11 protein-coding genes and 1 pseudogene are annotated in these 15087 nt (G+C 70.3%); 6 read left to right on the top strand and 6 right to left on the bottom strand.

Going from position 1 to position 15087, the window contains the following annotated elements:
• Positions 1–78: 78 nt before the first annotated feature.
• Complete coding sequence (locus ACFWM7_RS02505; RefSeq protein WP_383254180.1) at positions 79–507, top strand: ATP-binding protein; 429 nt, start codon at positions 79–81, stop codon at positions 505–507.
• A gap of 420 nt (positions 508–927) precedes the next feature.
• On the opposite strand, the gene ACFWM7_RS02500 is transcribed toward ACFWM7_RS02505, so the two are convergent.
• On the bottom strand, positions 928–1587 hold the full coding sequence (locus tag ACFWM7_RS02500) for a TetR/AcrR family transcriptional regulator (RefSeq protein ID WP_383254138.1): 660 nt from the start codon (positions 1585–1587) through the stop codon (positions 928–930).
• A gap of 146 nt (positions 1588–1733) precedes the next feature.
• Between ACFWM7_RS02500 and ACFWM7_RS02495 the strand changes: the two genes are divergently transcribed.
• Both ACFWM7_RS02495 and ACFWM7_RS02490 read left to right on the top strand, forming a co-directional pair.
• The gene (locus ACFWM7_RS02495) at positions 1734–2603 is read left to right on the top strand and encodes an alpha/beta hydrolase (protein WP_383254136.1); all 870 of its coding nucleotides are present in this window, start codon (positions 1734–1736) and stop codon (positions 2601–2603) included.
• A 376-nt stretch (positions 2604–2979) separates the two neighbouring features.
• Positions 2980–3165: pseudogene (locus ACFWM7_RS02490) on the top strand (VOC family protein); the annotation flags it as partial.
• Positions 3166–3298: 133 nt separating this feature from the next.
• Here ACFWM7_RS02490 and ACFWM7_RS02485 read toward each other — a convergent pair.
• The 5 genes from ACFWM7_RS02485 to ACFWM7_RS02465 are packed head-to-tail and all read right to left on the bottom strand — an operon-like array spanning position 3299 to position 10839.
• On the bottom strand, positions 3299–6424 hold the full coding sequence (locus tag ACFWM7_RS02485) for a glycoside hydrolase family 38 C-terminal domain-containing protein (RefSeq protein ID WP_383254134.1): 3126 nt from the start codon (positions 6422–6424) through the stop codon (positions 3299–3301).
• Positions 6425–6479: 55 nt separating this feature from the next.
• Positions 6480–7661: a glycoside hydrolase family 76 protein gene (locus ACFWM7_RS02480; RefSeq protein WP_383254131.1), complete on the bottom strand. Its 1182-nt coding sequence runs from the start codon at positions 7659–7661 to the stop codon at positions 6480–6482.
• A gap of 48 nt (positions 7662–7709) precedes the next feature.
• A complete protein-coding gene (locus ACFWM7_RS02475) occupies positions 7710–8567 on the bottom strand; it encodes a carbohydrate ABC transporter permease (protein WP_383254129.1) in 858 nt (285 codons plus the stop codon).
• A 2-nt stretch (positions 8568–8569) separates the two neighbouring features.
• A complete protein-coding gene (locus ACFWM7_RS02470; RefSeq protein WP_383254127.1) occupies positions 8570–9529 on the bottom strand; it encodes a carbohydrate ABC transporter permease in 960 nt (319 codons plus the stop codon).
• On the bottom strand, positions 9526–10839 hold the full coding sequence (locus tag ACFWM7_RS02465) for an ABC transporter substrate-binding protein (RefSeq protein ID WP_383254124.1): 1314 nt from the start codon (positions 10837–10839) through the stop codon (positions 9526–9528). Before ACFWM7_RS02465 ends, ACFWM7_RS02470 begins: the two co-directional genes overlap by 4 nt.
• A gap of 281 nt (positions 10840–11120) precedes the next feature.
• Between ACFWM7_RS02465 and ACFWM7_RS02460 the strand changes: the two genes are divergently transcribed.
• The 3 genes from ACFWM7_RS02460 (at position 11121) to ACFWM7_RS02450 (ending at position 15024) form a co-directional block, all read left to right on the top strand.
• Positions 11121–12833 carry a class I mannose-6-phosphate isomerase gene (locus tag ACFWM7_RS02460; RefSeq protein ID WP_383254122.1) on the top strand — a complete coding sequence of 571 codons (1713 nt, stop codon included), beginning with the start codon at positions 11121–11123 and terminating at the stop codon, positions 12831–12833.
• Positions 12830–13843: an ROK family protein gene (locus ACFWM7_RS02455; RefSeq protein WP_383254120.1), complete on the top strand. Its 1014-nt coding sequence runs from the start codon at positions 12830–12832 to the stop codon at positions 13841–13843. The genes ACFWM7_RS02460 and ACFWM7_RS02455 overlap by 4 nt, the downstream gene beginning before the upstream one ends.
• A 197-nt stretch (positions 13844–14040) precedes the next feature.
• A complete protein-coding gene (locus ACFWM7_RS02450) occupies positions 14041–15024 on the top strand; it encodes a LacI family DNA-binding transcriptional regulator (RefSeq protein WP_383254178.1) in 984 nt (327 codons plus the stop codon).
• The last annotated feature ends 63 nt before the right edge of the window (positions 15025–15087 follow it).

Here is a 15087-nt window from a genome sequence, read left to right as displayed (position 1 = left end):
GCGACCGGGGGAAATCATGAAGTACCGGGTGGCGACTGTGCCGGCCGAGGAGAGGCACATGTGAGCGACACCGGTGTGATGCGGGGCAGCGCCTCGTACGAGATGGTCTCGGGTGATATCGCCAAGGTCCGGGACTTCGTGCGGGAGTTCCTCACGGGTGCGCAGACCGTCCGCGGCTGGGCGGTGTCCGCGAGGGCGATGGATGCGGCGCGGCTGGTGGCCAGTGAGCTGGCCACGAACGTCTGCAAGTACGCGCCGGGGCCGTGCCTGGTGGACCTGGAAACCGACGGCACCACGCTGAGCATCGTGATGTGGGACTCCGGCGCGGTCCTCCCGGTGGCCTCGGACGCCGACCCCACCCGCATCGGCCAGCACGGCCTCGAACTCGTCCTCATGGTCTGCCAGAGCTTCGAGGTCCGCCGCGAAACGGTAGGCAAAAGCCTCCGGGCGCGCCTGGCCCTCGCCGACAGCAGCGACAACATCTCCCCCGGTCGGATCGCCGGGTAGCACGGCGCATCGCCGCGGGAGGGGCTGAGAACCATCCGGGCTGCCACGCTTTTCCCCCTGCCTGCCTTCTCGGCGCCGCGCTTCTGACGAGGTCACTGGTCCTGGCGGGAACGGCGCGCCTCGGCTACGTCTTTCCCGTCGACCAGGTCGACGGGTACCACCTGAGCATCCAGCGTCACCACAGCACGCACGGCCACTTCGTGCTGCATCGGAACGAAAGGCCACCTCGTCCAACGAGAGATCTCCCGCTTTCCCGGGGCCCGGACGCCCGCAGAGTGAGAACACCGCCTCGGGCCGGACCGTCGGCCCAAGGCACCGGCACGGGGAGGCAGCCGGGGACTGGGCCGGCGAACCCGGTTCGGCTCCAACCGCGTCCACCGGACTCTGTCCGCGTTGGCGGCGGGCCGGCTGCGGACCCGGTCAGCTCATTCCGGCTTCCTGAGTGAGGACAGCGGCGGCCTGGTTGACGGTGGCGCGTGCCTTGTCTGCCGGGACTCCGAGGAGAAGGAGTTGGCTGTGCGCGACGTCTTCCTCGCCTCCCTGCCAGGCCCGTTTCTGCTGGGCGGAGTGAAAGGCCAGGGCGCAGGCTTCGAGCAGGTGCGCGAGCAGGTCCGGGTCCAGCGGTGAGGTGAAGGCTCCCTGTTTCTGGCCGTGGCGGATCAGTGCGGCGACGACGATGTTGAACGGTTCCATGGCCGCGAACACGGTGTCGGCGGAGGTGCGGCGGGCCAGTTCGATGACCGGGCCGAACCGCTTGGCCGTGCCGTAGGTGCGCAGGACGAGTCCGGCCATCTCCGCAGAGGCGTCGCGAGCCTGCACGTCGATGTCGCCGACATAGGCGATGAGCTCCTGCGCACCGAGTTCCACCAGGGAGGTGATCAGGTCCTGGCGGCTGGGGAAGTGGCCGTAGACCGTCCGGCGCACCATGTTCGCCGCCTCGGCGATCTCGTCCATCGAGGCGTTCGGGTTGCTGGACAGCACGTTCTGCGCAGCGGTCAGTATCGCCAGCCGGTTCCGCTCACGGGCCCGCGCGGGCCGTCCGTGGCCGGCGGCCTGCTGCTGTGTGGGAGGAGGTTTCACCCTCACATTCTTGCACGACGTGAGCAAATAAAACTTGCACATGATGAGTAAAAATGCTCAACTTGTGGTGTTAGTGCTGGGGCGGTCCGTCCGGACTGCGGAGCCCGTTGCATGTGGCCCCGGCCCGGACCTCACCAGGAGCTGTGATGAGTACCCACACCATCGAATTCCCTTCCGGCGGCGTGCGGCTGAAGGGCGATCTGTACCTTCCGGACGGCGCGGTCGGCCCGGTGCCCGGGGTCGCGTACGGACCGGGTTTCGGCGGCGTAAAGGAGATGCTGATCCCCGCCTACGCGAAGGCGCTGAACCAGGCCGGGATCGCCGTGCTGGCGTTCGACTACGCCGGCTTCGGCAGCAGCGAGGGCGAGCCCCGCCAGCACATGGACCTCGACGCCCAGCAGCAGGCGTACCGGGACGCACTGGAGTACCTGAGCGCCCATCCGGACATCGACGCGGAACGTCTGGGCCTGTTCGGCACCAGCATGTCCGGTGGCCACGCACTGGCCGTGGCCTCCACCGACGCGCGGGTGCGCTCCACCGTCGTCCTCATCCCCTTCACCGGCCTGGACCTTTCGACCCAGCCCGCCGAACTCGTCACCGCGATCGAGGACGCCGCCGGGCGCATGGCCGCCGGTGAGGAACCCCAGATGATCCCCAGCAGCGGAAAGCCCGGCGAGATCGCCGCCATGAACAGCGACGGGGCGTGGGAATGGACCCAGCGCATGACGGCCGACGCACCGACCTACCGCAACGAGGTCACCCTCGCCTCACTGTGGAACCTCGCCAACTACTACCCGGCCACCCAACTCCAGGCCATCTCAGCCCCCCTGCATGTGGTTCTCGCCGCCGACGACGCGATCACTCCCGTCGGCCCCGCACGCAAGGCGCTCGAACCGGTCGTCGGCGTGGAGATCGTGGAGTTCCCGCAGACCCACTTCGAACTCTTCGACGACCACCTGCAGGAGACCATCGACCTGGCGACACGCTGGTTCACCGCGGACCTCCTGCAGCATTGACAGCCCTCCGCGGCGCCTACGGCGGCCCGCGAACACATCCACCAGATCCGCCCCACCGAACACGGCTGCGAAATGCGCAGCCGCTTCTTCCTCAACGACTCCCGGGTACTCGACCTGCCCGCCCACTCCGCGCCCGGCCGGGGCACCCCCCTGCTGACCGGCAAAGCATCCCGCAAGCTCGGCGACAGCGTGCTTCCCCACGGCGTCGAGGCCGACGCGGCAGCCATACCAAGTGAGCATTGGCCACCAGCACTTGAGCCAGCCGGGCTGCTCTCTCCGTTTGTCGAACGCCCAGGTCCCTTCCTCTTCCCCAGGCACTGCTGGGGGGATCCATCTGAGGAAGCGGGCAGCAGAGCACTCTTGGTAGGGAGCGCCGATGTCCTGGGTCAAGCACTTCCAAGTCACCTTCGCCTGCGCAGAGCCTGGGCGCCTCGCTCGCTTCCGGTGTGAGGTGTTGGGATACGTCGTTCCGCCGCCACCGGAGGGGTTCGCCACGTGGGACGAGTACCAGCGCTCTCAGCCGCCTGAGGAGCAGGACGCGTGGTTTGCCTGCATCGACCCTTTGGCCCTCCCCGCGCCCTGGACGGCTCCCCAGGGCCTCGGGGCGGGAGAGCACCCGCCCCGAGGCCCTGAGAACGGTCGGTCGCACCGTGGTCGTCAGGTGGTTCGGGCGACCACGTGCATCCCTGCCCCGGTCACCTCCCCTCGGGAGAGCCCGCTGTCGTCAGTGCCACTGCCGCCGTGCCCAGCCTGGGCAGGGAAACGGGCAGGGAGCCGTCCGGCCCCATCTGTATCGCGGCGCCTGTGCGGCCGAGGTAGTCCGCCGCCCTCGCGTCCCGGGCGGGGAAGCGTACGGCGAGTCGGCAGGTGACGGGCTCCTCGGCGAGGGACTGCAGTCGTACGAGCAGGCGTCCCGGCTCCGGCACTGTCAGACCGACGATCCGTATGCGTGGGTCGTCGAGGGACAGCAGCGCGTAGGCGGCGCGGGGTTCGGCCTCGGGCGGCCGCAGGGCTCGTACCGCGACCAGGGGGCGGCTGCCGGCGGCAGCCGTGCGCATGCCGAGCACCGGGCCGGCGAGGGCCGGTGCGCCCTCCCATCCGACGCTGTACCGGAACACGTGGTCGAATGCCTGCTCCGAGGGGAAGTTGGTGTCCCAGATGTTGTTGTGGACCCAGGAGAACACCGTGCCCGGCTCCTCCTGGGCCAGCGACTGCGGATACGGCACGTACGGGACGGCGATCCCGCCGACCTGGATCAGCGGCGCGTCCTGCGTGGCGAGGGCCGCGCTCAGGCCGTTCTCCTCCAGGCTGACCCAGCGGCGTACCGCCCGCATGTGCCGGGCCGAACCGGGGACCGTGGGCAGTCCTGTCCCGGTGACCCCGCCCGTCGCCTCCATCCGCACGGACGGGGACTCCATGGCGAAGGGGAACGAGAAGAAGGCGCTCTCCTTGGTCAGGGTCGCGGACTTGTCGATCCGGTTCTCCATATCGATCCGCGCACTCCCGTGCGGCAGACGGACCGTGACCCGCAGCCGTCGGGTTCCGGCCGGGGCGCATTCATAGACGAGCGCCTGGCCGGTGGCGTCGGTGGTCCGTTCCACCAGGGCTGCCGGAGGGGCCGTCTGCCGTGCGGCCAGCAGATGCATCGAGTCGTCCGCCGTGGTCTTGCTCGACTGGTGATTGAATCCGCCGGCCGTCGCGTACTGGTCGTACAGATAGCCGTTGAAACCGACCGTGGCGTCCTGCCGGACCAGCTCGTTCCCGGTCCGCTTGTCCAGGACCGAGGCGATGCACGCGGACCTCAGGTCGACCCGGACGCGGAGGAACTCGTTCTCGAGAACCGTGGAGGTGTCCGCGTGGGAGTCCCGCTCCACCGGCCGCCCGGCCGTACGGGGCGACACCGGCTCGATGTCCACCCGTACGGCACCGTGGGCCGGCACGTCCGCCAGCCGGAACAGCAGGAAGCGACCGGCCGCCCGGTGGCGTTCGTTGCTCTGCTCCTCTTCGGTCACCTCGAGAGCGGCACCGTCGCGGGAGTCGACGACCCGGACCGCCGCGTCGAGGGGCGCCGTGCTCTCCGGGAGGAAGAGACGAACGGCCTCGGACCGGTCCCAGCCGCACGTGTTGACGATGTAGAAACCGGCGAGCGTCCCCTCGCGCGGGGCCAGCGCGTCCCCCAGCGCCGTACTCGCGGCGTCGTGGAGGGTCTGCCCCCCGTCCTGGGCGCGCAGGGCCTGGGCGTATTTCCAGTGCCACTGCCGCTCGCCCGACGCGTGGCCGTGGTCGCCGTGGGTCCACGGGTCACCGGCGCCCCAGGTGTGCTCGTTGAACAGGGAGGCCGCCCGGTACACCTCGGGCGCCGCTGCCGTGATGCCCGCTCCGCCCGGTGCCCCCAGGATCTCCGCGTGCCCCGCCAGGGTCTGTGCGTCGGCGAGCGCCGCCTGACCGTCCCGGGTGGCGGCCAGCGGTACGGCACCCGCGCCGACGCCGTCGACCCACCAGTCCGTCCAGTCGCCCTCGAACGTCTCCAGCCGCTCCCCGAGCCGTTCCTCGGCGTCCGCGAAGAAGTCCTCGTTGCGCGAGGTGCGCAGGACGGGGAAGGCCCACTCCTCGTTCCAGCGGCGTACCGTGTCCGCGATGACACGGCGCGGCGGACCGTTGTCGGCGAACTTGCCCAGCACCCGCAGGTGCAGGATGTCCCACGGGTAGGGGTCGCCCTTGAACTCCTCGTCCAGGATGGGGAACCCCGGGATCCCGCGGCCCTCGTGAGGGTATTGGTGGGTCGCAAGCGCGGAGAGATAGGCGGGCAGCAGGTCGTCGACACAGTCGAAGGACTCGTCGAACCCGAGGATCGACCCCTCCATGTAGGCGAGACCGTGCGGGGTGTCGGTGCGCCACACCAGCACCTCACGTCCGCTCGGCGCCCGCCAGCGGAACAGCCGCGGCAGATGCTGGCCCCCGACGTGGTGAGGCACCGCACGGCCGGCCCAGTTGTGGGCGACCGAGAGATACCGGATCCCGCTGTCCGTGAGGACGTCGGGGAGCCCGACGACCTGTCCCGGCACGTCCGTCTGCATGGCCGTGTTGATATCGATACCATGCCGGGCACGCAACTCGCGTACAGGGCGCAGCAGTTCATGCAGTTCGTCGGTGGAGCACGTCTCGGTGTGCAGGTTGAAGGGCATCGCGGTGAGCTCGATACGACCCTCGCGGACACGGTCGAGGAACTCCGCGACCAGCCGGGGCGGCCGGTTCTGCGACCAGTTCTCGTAGCTGAAGAAGCCCTCGACGGCCCAGCGGAACTTGGACTCGTCCGGCCAGTCGTCGGTGGTGCGGCACAGTTCGAGCAGGGAATCGAGGTACTTGCGTCCTTCGGCGAGCACGGTGCTCTGCGGGTCCGTGTAACCGATGTCCAGGTGTGCGTGCTGGACCAGGTGGAGCGTCCAGTGGCGCTGGGGGGTCAGCAGCACCTCGGTGCTCTCGTCGTCGGCGAGCTCCGGCAGTTCGACCAGGACGGGCGTCGCCGAGTCGACCTCCGGAACCAGGAGCCGGGTTTCCCCGCCCGGTCCCGGGAGGATGTCGCAGCGCAGCTCGTTGCCGGTGAGCGAGGTCACGCGGGCGCGGGTGACCGGCCGGCCGGCCGAGACGCGGACCGACTGGAGCAGGCCGCCCGCGCCGTCGCGTCGCAGGAGGGGTTCGCAGGAGAACCTGACCCGCTGTCCTGCGAGGGTCCTCTCGCAGGACACCGCGCGTTGCCGCAGGATGTCGCGGGCCATGTTCGAGTCCCACCAGGAGGGACGTGCGAGTTCGGGGCGGGGCATGGGAGGGGTCTCCACTCGTGGTTGTGCCGTCAGGTGTCGCTCGGGAGGCCGAGCATCAGGAGGGGTCGGCGGCGAGGCCGGCGAAGATCTGGACCATCGCGGACTGATGGAGCGTCTCCGCCTGCGCTCCCGGGGCGTGGTCGCCGCCGCCGGAGGGCTGGAACCGGAACAGCCCGTCGGCGGGCGTCCGGTTCTCCTTCCAGGTTCGCTCGGCGTAGGCCGCCGCCGTCGCGCGGTAGTCCGGGTCGGGGCGCACCTCGTCGAGGATGCGGAGGTTGTCGAAGTAGAAGGCGTTGAAGATGGCCGGCTGGTCATGCAGCCGTTCGCCCTGCTTCCAGTACGCGAGCGAGCCCGCGGCGTCCTCGACGGCGCGGTCGAGGTACGTGCGGTCCCCGGTGGCGCTGTAGAGCGTGGTGGCGGTCCCGATCATCGCGCCGGAGTTGTACGTCCACAGGGTCTTGTTGACCGTTCCGTCGTCGTCACGGCTGTTGTCGTACAGGCCCGGGGAGCGGCGCAGGCACGACCAGTTCCACTCGTACCACTTCTCGGCGCTCGCGAGGTACCGCCCGTCGCCCTCGATGGCGTAGAGCTCTGCGGCCAACTGGGCGGACAGTCCGGTGACGTTGGCGGCACGCATGTAGTTGTCCGGTGAGTCGACCCAGTGCATGCCTCCGGGGCACGGCTTGGCGGGGTCGTCGTCCCAGCCCCGGCCGACGACGTCGAAGGTCTCCGCCGCCCGCCGGAGATAGAGCTCGTCCCCGGTCGACCGGTACTGGTCGAGGAAGGTCAGTCCGACGACAGCGTTGTCGTCGTAGAAGACGTCGCCGCCCTGGCCGAGCGGGGCCGGCAGGTAGGAGTCGTACCCGGGCCTGCCGTCGCGGGGGTTGAAGTAGAGCCGAAGTGTCGAGAAGCGCTCGGCCGCGTCCTGCTTGTAGCGGGCGCCGGCCCGAGGGAGCTCGGCCAGGTCGACGGTGGCGGCAGCGGCCTCGCGCAGCGGCCAGATGTAGGAGTGCTCGTTCTCCTCCTGGGTCCGCGGAGTCTTCTCCAGGTAGAGGCCGTGCTGCTCCGGTCCCTGGTAGAGGTGCCGTTGCAGTGATCGGTAGCTGGTCTCGGCGCGGTGGGCCCAGGCGGAGGGGTCGGTCTCCGCTCCTGTGCCGCCCGCGGCGGCGGGGCTCGCCGACAGAGCCCCGCAGAGAACGGCCAGGGCCAGTGCGGCTCGTACGGGTGTCTTCATCATGGTCTGCCTTTCGTGGAGCGGAGGGGGTGGCTGGCTGGCGCCCGGGACTCAGCCGTGCAGCCTGAGGCTGCTGACGAAGAAGCGCTGCGCGGAGAAGAACAGGACGACGGTCGGCAGGGAGACCAGGAGGGCTCCGCCGAGGACGACCGGCGGCCCCACGCTGGAGTAGTTGCCCTGGAGTTCGGCCAGCGCGGCCATGACCGGGCGGATGTTGCTGCTGGTGGAGAGCGTGATGCCGAAGAGCAGGTCGTTCCAGACGGCGACGAACTGGAAGACGAAGGCGGCCACCATGGCGGACCAGGACAGCGGCACATGGATCTGCCAGAAGATCCGCCACCACGAAGCACCGTCCATCCGGGCGGCCTCGATGATTTCCGGTGCGAGGGTCAGCGCGAAGTTCCGCATGATGAAGTAGGCAAACGGGACGGCGATCGCGACGTACACCAGGAACAGCCCGAACTGGGCGTCGTAGAGCCCGGTGTCGGCGTACGCGAGGAAGAGCGGGCGCAGAAAGACCTGGAGCGGCAACAGGGTTCCGGAGTAGATCAGCCAGAACCACAGGGTCTTCCGTCTGACCGGCATGATGACGGTCGCGAACGCGGCCATGGTGGCCACCAGGATGGCGGCCGTGGCGCTGGTGACGGCGTAGAGCAGACTGTTGCCCATGGCGGGGCCCAGTTCTGCCTGCGTCCAGGCCTGGGAGATGTTGTCGAAGAGGCCGAACCCCTGCGGCCACCAGTGGGGCTCCCCGCTGTAGTCGGCGGCGGGCACCAGGGCGTTGACGAGCAGGAGCCAGGTGGGCAGCGCCCAGACCAGCGAGGTGACCACCAGGACCGTGTTGCGCAGCACGCGTCCCGGTGCGGGGCGCGGCCGCTGGGCAGGCCGGGGCGTGGTGTGGGTGGGCATGATCAGGTGCCTTTCGGGGTCAGCTGACGCCGTAGGTACAGCCACGAGGTGAGCAGCACGATGGCGGTGAGGACGACCGCGACCGCCGCGCCCGCTCCGGGGTGCAGGGCGAGGAAGGTCTCCTGGTACATCGAGACGGCGAGCGTCTCCGACTGTCTGCCGGGTCCTCCCTGGGTGAGCACCCAGATCAGGTCGAAGGATTTGAGGCCGCCGACGAGGCTGGTGCCGACGACGATCACCGACACGGTCCGCAGTTGCGGCAGGACGACGTACCAGAACTTCCGCCAGCCGGCCGCGCCGTCCAGGGCGGCGGCCTCCAGGGTCTCGGGCGGGATGGTCTGCAGTCCGACCAGGAAGAGGATCACGGCGACGCCCGCGGCCTGCCAGGTGTTGGCGATGATCATGACCAGCGTGTTGCCCGGCCATTCGAGGAGCCATCCCTGTGCGAACGAGTCGAGCCCGAACGCCCTGAGGGCCTGGTTGGCGGCGCCGTCGGTGGTGAGGACGAAGTTCCACACCACCGCGACGGCTGAACCGGAGAGGGCGTAGGGCAGGACGACGAGCAACCGGGCCACCCGGGACCACCCGCCGCTGTGGGTGAGTACCGCGATGGCCAGACCCAGCACCATCGGGAGGGCCACCGAGCCGACCACCCACATCAGGGTGTTCTGGACCGACCGGACCAGGGTCGGGTCGTTGAGGAAGAGCGTGTAGTTGTCGAGACCGGCGAAGCCGGAGACGCGCCGGTCGTCGAAGAAGCTGCGGTGGATGGTCGTGGCGAACGGAAGCAGCAGCAGGGCGCCGACGAAGAGGACGGCGGGGGCCAGGAATCCGGCGCCGGCCAGCCTGCTCCCGGCCTGCCGGGGCCGGTGGCGCCGGTCCGCGGGCCGACCCGGATGCTGATCCGGGCGGGCGCTCGGCCGGGGCGACAACGGTCGGCGTTGCTCGACGGAGGAGCTCATGCTTCGTCCCTCTCCCACGCGGCCCACTCCTTCGCCGCCCGGTCGGCCATGCTGCGCAACGTGGAGCGGGGGGAGGACGCGCCGGTCATGAAAGCGCCCAGGTCGTCGGTGTTCCCCTGGACGAGGTTGGGTGGGCCGGACTCGCCGTAGCGCGGCAGCTGCGTCCAGCGCTCCTCCAGCGCACGCTGCTTGAGGCCGGCCATCACCGGATTGCCCGGCCTGGAGCGGGGATTGGCCGAGGCGTCCTGGAGGAAGTCGGTCCACACCTTCTGGACCTTCGGGTCGAGCCAGTTCGCGGCGTTCGCCATCGCCGCCTCGTGCGAGACGGCCTTCTTGGGGACGGCGAGCACACCGGACTCGGTGATCACGGAACGTCGGGTGGAGGACTCGACCGGCGGCAGGACGAACGCGTCGAAGTCGGTACCGGGCTTCAGACCCGTGGCGGCGATTCCCTGCGACTGCCAGGAGCCGTGCAGGAACATTCCGACGCGCCCCGACTTGAGGGCGGCGGCTCCGTTGTTCTGGTCGAAGTCGGCCGGCGTCATCCAGCCCTTGCGCATGAAGTCCTGCCAGATCTGCAGGGCCTGGTGCGCCTGCGGGTCGGTGTACCGCGCCTTCCCGCTGACCAGCTCTCCGTAGAACTCGGGGTCGACCTTGCTGACCAGTTCCTGGAACCACTCGTACGCGGGCCAGTTGCCGGTCTGTGTCGCGACGAACGGGATGACCCCGGCCTTCTTCAGCACCTCGGCGTTGTGCAGCAGCTCCTCCCAGGTGTCGGGAGCACGCAGCCCGTGCTTGCGGAAGAGGGCCGTGTTGTAGAAGAGCACGTAGTACGACTCGTAGAGGGGCACCCCGTACACCGCGCCGCGGTAGGACATCGGCTCCCGGGCCTGCTCGGTGACCCAGCCCTTGCGCTCGTACGCGCTCCACAGGGAGGAGAGGTCGGTGAGCTCCCCGGTGCGGGCCAAGGACTTGAGGAAGTAGCCCGACGCCCACTTGATCATGTCGGTGGCCTTGGTGGTCTGCAACGAGATCTGCGTGACCTGCTTGTACGACGTGGGGTTCGGGTTGGACAGCGGCCGCAGCGCGTAGCCGGTGAGCTTCTTCAGCTCGCGCCCGGCCGCGACGTACCCCTGGTCCCAGGTGGCGTTGTCGTTGGCGAGTGACGTGGTCCCCGGCTGGACCGCCGTGCTGTTCCCCCGGGCGCAGCCGGCCAGCATCGCCGCGGCTCCCGCTCCGATCCCCGCCAGGACGCTGCGGCGGCCGAGCGGAGGGGGCGACTGTGGTGTCGCCTGGCCGATTGATCTCATGGTTCCCTTCCCTTGGACCCGACGGGGATCCCGGCTCTGGGGTGTGATGGGTGGGAGGGTGCGACCCTCCGAGAGATCTCGCCGTACCGCACGCTGCGGCGGTCCGGATTGCCAAGATGTTAACGACACCACATGGGCTGGACAAGGTCCTGTGGCGAGAAAACATCTCGCTTCGCTGTCTAGCAGGCTGTATGTGTCTACCGCGCACTCTCCCCTTGTTGGGTCAGAAAGTTATCGTTACCATTCGAGTGCACACCCCACCCACCTCTCCAGGAGTACCTGTGCGCGCAGAGCCTCGCCCCTATGAACGCAACCCGCGCTACCCGGCCCTCGGCACCGTGGCCGGCGGGTGGCACGACGCGGTCGCGACGATGCCCACGGCGCCCGCCGTTCTCGCGGTGGACGGGCCGGCGGCGCTGGACTGGAGGGCGGTCGCGCAGGGCATCACCGCCGCCCTGCGCGATCGCGACATCCCGGTCACGGTCCTCGATGTGCGCGAGCGCTGGTCGTCGGCGGCGGTGGAGCGCCTGTGCACGCCTCCCTCCGACTCCGATGCCTTCTTCCTGCCGCTCGCCGAGTTCGAGATGGCCGACCTCTTCGACGGCGCGCCCTCCGTCGAGCGGCCCGCACAGGGCGTCCTGCTGGTCTTCGGCCCCGGCGCCGCTCTCTGCTCACCCGATCTGATCTGGTGGGCGGAGCTGCCCAAGCGCTACGCCGAGCGGGCCGTGGCGTCCGGAACGCTGCCCGTGGGGGCCAATCTCGGACGCCCCGACACACCGGGTGAACTGCGCAGCCTCTTCTACATCGACTGGCCCGTCACCGACAGGCACCGCGACGCGCTGGCGCCGAGGATCGACCGCTGGGTCGATGTCCAGGACCACCGGACGCCCTCCTCCCTGGACGGCACGGCGATGCGCGCCACCCTCGCCGGGCTCGCCGAACAGCCGGTGCGCACCCGCCCCTACTTCAACTCCACCGCCTGGGGCGGCCACTGGGCCGCCGACAAGCTCGGCTTCGAGCCCGACGACGGCAACACCGCTCTCGGCTACGAGCTGATCGCTCCCGAAGCGGGCGTCCTCGTCGGCCAGGACGCCGGGGCACAGGTCGAGCTGCCCTTCCAACTGCTGTGCGTACTGCACGCCGAACGGTTCCTCGGCACGGACGTACACCGGCGTTTCGGCACGTCGTTCCCCATCCGCTTCGACTACCTGGACACCGTCGGGGGCGGCAACCTCTCCCTGCACTGCCACCCGCGCGAGCAGTACATGAGGGAGACCTTCGGCTGGCCCTACACCCAGCACGAGACGTACTACGTCACGGCCAGTGACCCCGGTTCCCAGGTATTCCTCGGGCTGCGGCAGGACACGGACGTCGACCTCCTGCGCAAGGAGGTGGAGGCGTCCTCGGCGCACGGCGTCCCGCTGCGCGTCGAGAACCACGTGCAGACCTTCGCCGCCGACCCCGGCCAACTGTTCATGATCCCCGCGGGCACCCCGCACTCCTCCGGGGCGGGCAACCTCGTCCTGGAGATCAGCGCGACACCGTATCTGTACTCCCTGCGCTTCTACGACTGGCTGCGCCGCTCCACCTCCGGCGTACCCAGGCCGCTGTCCCACCGCCACGGCTTCGCCAACCTCGACACCGACCGGCGCGGGGCGCGAGTCGCCGACGAACTGGTCCAGCAGCCCCGCGTCCTGCGCGAGGGCAAGGGCTGGCGGGAGGAGGTGATCGGCGCCCTTCCCGAGATGTTCTACGCGGTCCACCGCTTCGTGCTCGACGGCACGAGCCCGGCCGAGGACGACACCGAGGGCCGGTTCCACATCCTCAACGTCGCCGCGGGGGACGGCGTGGTGGTGGAGACCGCCGACGGCCGTCACCACGACCTGGCCTTCGCCGAGACCCTCACCGTCCCGGCATCCGTCGGCGGCTATCGCCTCGTGCCCGTCGGCTCACGTCCCGTACAGGTCGTCAAGTCGCTGGTGACATCGCCATGACCCAGGTCCCCGTGCTGGAGATAGGCGGCACCCACGTCACCGCGGCCCTGGTCGACACCGCGACCGGACTGCCGGTCGACGGATCCGTCGTGCGCGGGCCGGTGCCCGCCGACGCGGGAGCCGAGGAGATTCTCGACTCCTTCGCCGGAACCGCCCGCCGGATCGCGGCGCCCGCAGGAGCACACTGGGGCGTAGCCGTGCCGGGCCCCTTCGACTACGCGTCCGGTGTCGGCAAGTTCCGGGGAATCGGCAAGTTCGAGGCGTTGCACGACGTCGACGTCGGCGCCGGACTGCGGGAGCGACTGAACCGCCCGCGCGCCATCAGCTTCCTCAACGACGCCGACGCGTTCGCCGTCGGAGAGCATCACGGCCCCGCCGGGACACGGTGGAACAGGGCGGTCTTCGTCACGCTGGGCACCGGCGTCGGCTCCTCCTTCCTGTGCGACGGCCACCCGGTCACCGAGGGGACCTCGGTGCCCCCCGACGGGCGGGCCCACCACATCACCCTCGACGGGCGGCCGCTGGAGGAGGTGGTCTCGCGCCGGGCGATCCGCTCGCGGTACGCCCGGGCCGCGGGCATTCCGGAGCCGGACGAGGGACCGGACGTCAGCGCCATCGCCGATCTGGCCCGCCGGGAGGACACGCACGCCGTCGCGGTGCTCGGCGAGTGCTTCACGGCCTTGGGGCGGGCTCTGGCACCCTGGTGCGCCGCGTTCCGGGCGGATGCGACGGTGGTCGGCGGGTCCATGGCCCAGTCCTGGGATCTCATCGGGCCCGCCCTGCGCGGCGGCCTCGACCTCGGGGCCCGGGGCGTCGGGCGGGAAGCCGCCGGCATCGTCTCCCGGATGAGCCTGCACACCGCCCGGCGGCCCGGGGACGCGCCCCTGATCGGCGCCGCGTACTGGGCCCTGCGGAGAGCGCCGGAAGACAGCCCGGCGCGGCGGGCCCTCTCCCCGGCCGGCCGCCCGGGCGCCCCGGGCGGCGACTCCCGCAGAGAGGCCCCCTCGTGAGAACCACACTCCCGTCCTCCCAGGGGGAGCTGCCGGGGCCGCCCACCGGGGCGGAGGGGGATACCACTCTCGTATTCCCTAGAATGGCGGCTCCGCCTGCGGATTCGGCAGCTCGGTGGCGGCACGGGCCCCCCGACGTCATGAGGGAAGGAACGGCTGTGGCGCAGCACCGGCCAAGTGGCGTCACCGCGCCGACGATGCGTGACGTCGCCACGCACGCCAAGGTCAGCGCCATGACCGTCTCCCGGGTGCTCAAGGGTGACCCCAAGGTCGCCGAGGCCACCAGGGAGCGGGTGCTGGGCGCCGTCGACGCGCTGGGGTACCGCCGCAACGAGACGGCGCGTCGCCTCAGGGTCGGCGGCAGCGGAATGATCGGCCTGGTTGTCACCAACCTGGCCAACCCCTTCTATTCACGGTTGGCGCTCGGCGTCCAGGAGGCGGCCTACGAGCACGGCCTGCGGGTCCTGCTCTCCAACTCCGCCGAACAGGTCGACCGTGAGAAGGGGTTGGTGGAGGACCTGGCCGCCAGCCAGGTCGACGGGATGATCGTGGTGCCGGCCGGCGGCAGCCACCGCCATCTGGCACCGGCCGCGCTGCGCGGCATTCCGATCGTCCTCGCTTCCCGGCCGCCCGGGGGCATGGAAGCCGACTGCGTCCTCGTGGACGACTTCGGCGGAGCCCAGGCGGCGACCAGCCGGCTGATCGAGGACGGGCACCGCCGGATCGGGTTCCTGGGGAATCCGCCCGCGCTCTACACCGGAGCCGAACGGTTCCGTGGCTACTGGGCCGCCCATGAGGAAGCCCGCCTGGAACCGGACGAGCGCCATGTCCGCCGCGGGCCCACCGACGTCGCCACCGCCGAGCGGGCTGCGCTGGCTCTGCTGCGGGACCCCGACGCCCCCACCGCCCTCTTCTGCACCAACAACCGTCTGACCCAGGGCGCCATCCGCGCCCTGCGGACCCTCGACGTACCGGTCTCCCTGGCCGGCTTCGACGACTTCGACCTCGCGGACGTCCTCGGTCTGCCGCTGACGATCGTGTCCTACGACGCCGACGAGATCGGGCGCAGGGCCGGCCGGATGCTCATCGACCGGATCGGCGCCGGGGCCGGCGCCGACATGCCCGCGCGACGTTCGACGGTCCCCACCGAGGTCATCCGGTACGGAACGCAGCCTTCCTGAGACCCGAACCTCCGCAGACCCGAACCTCCGCTCTCGCCGATGTCCGCCGTCACACGGTCGGCA

Origin of the sequence: Streptomyces sp. NPDC058375 (assembly GCF_042723425.1) — a bacterium.
GTDB classification, from domain to species: Bacteria; Actinomycetota; Actinomycetes; order Streptomycetales; family Streptomycetaceae; genus Streptomyces; species Streptomyces durocortorensis.
This window is presented reverse-complemented; position numbering and strand designations above follow the sequence as displayed.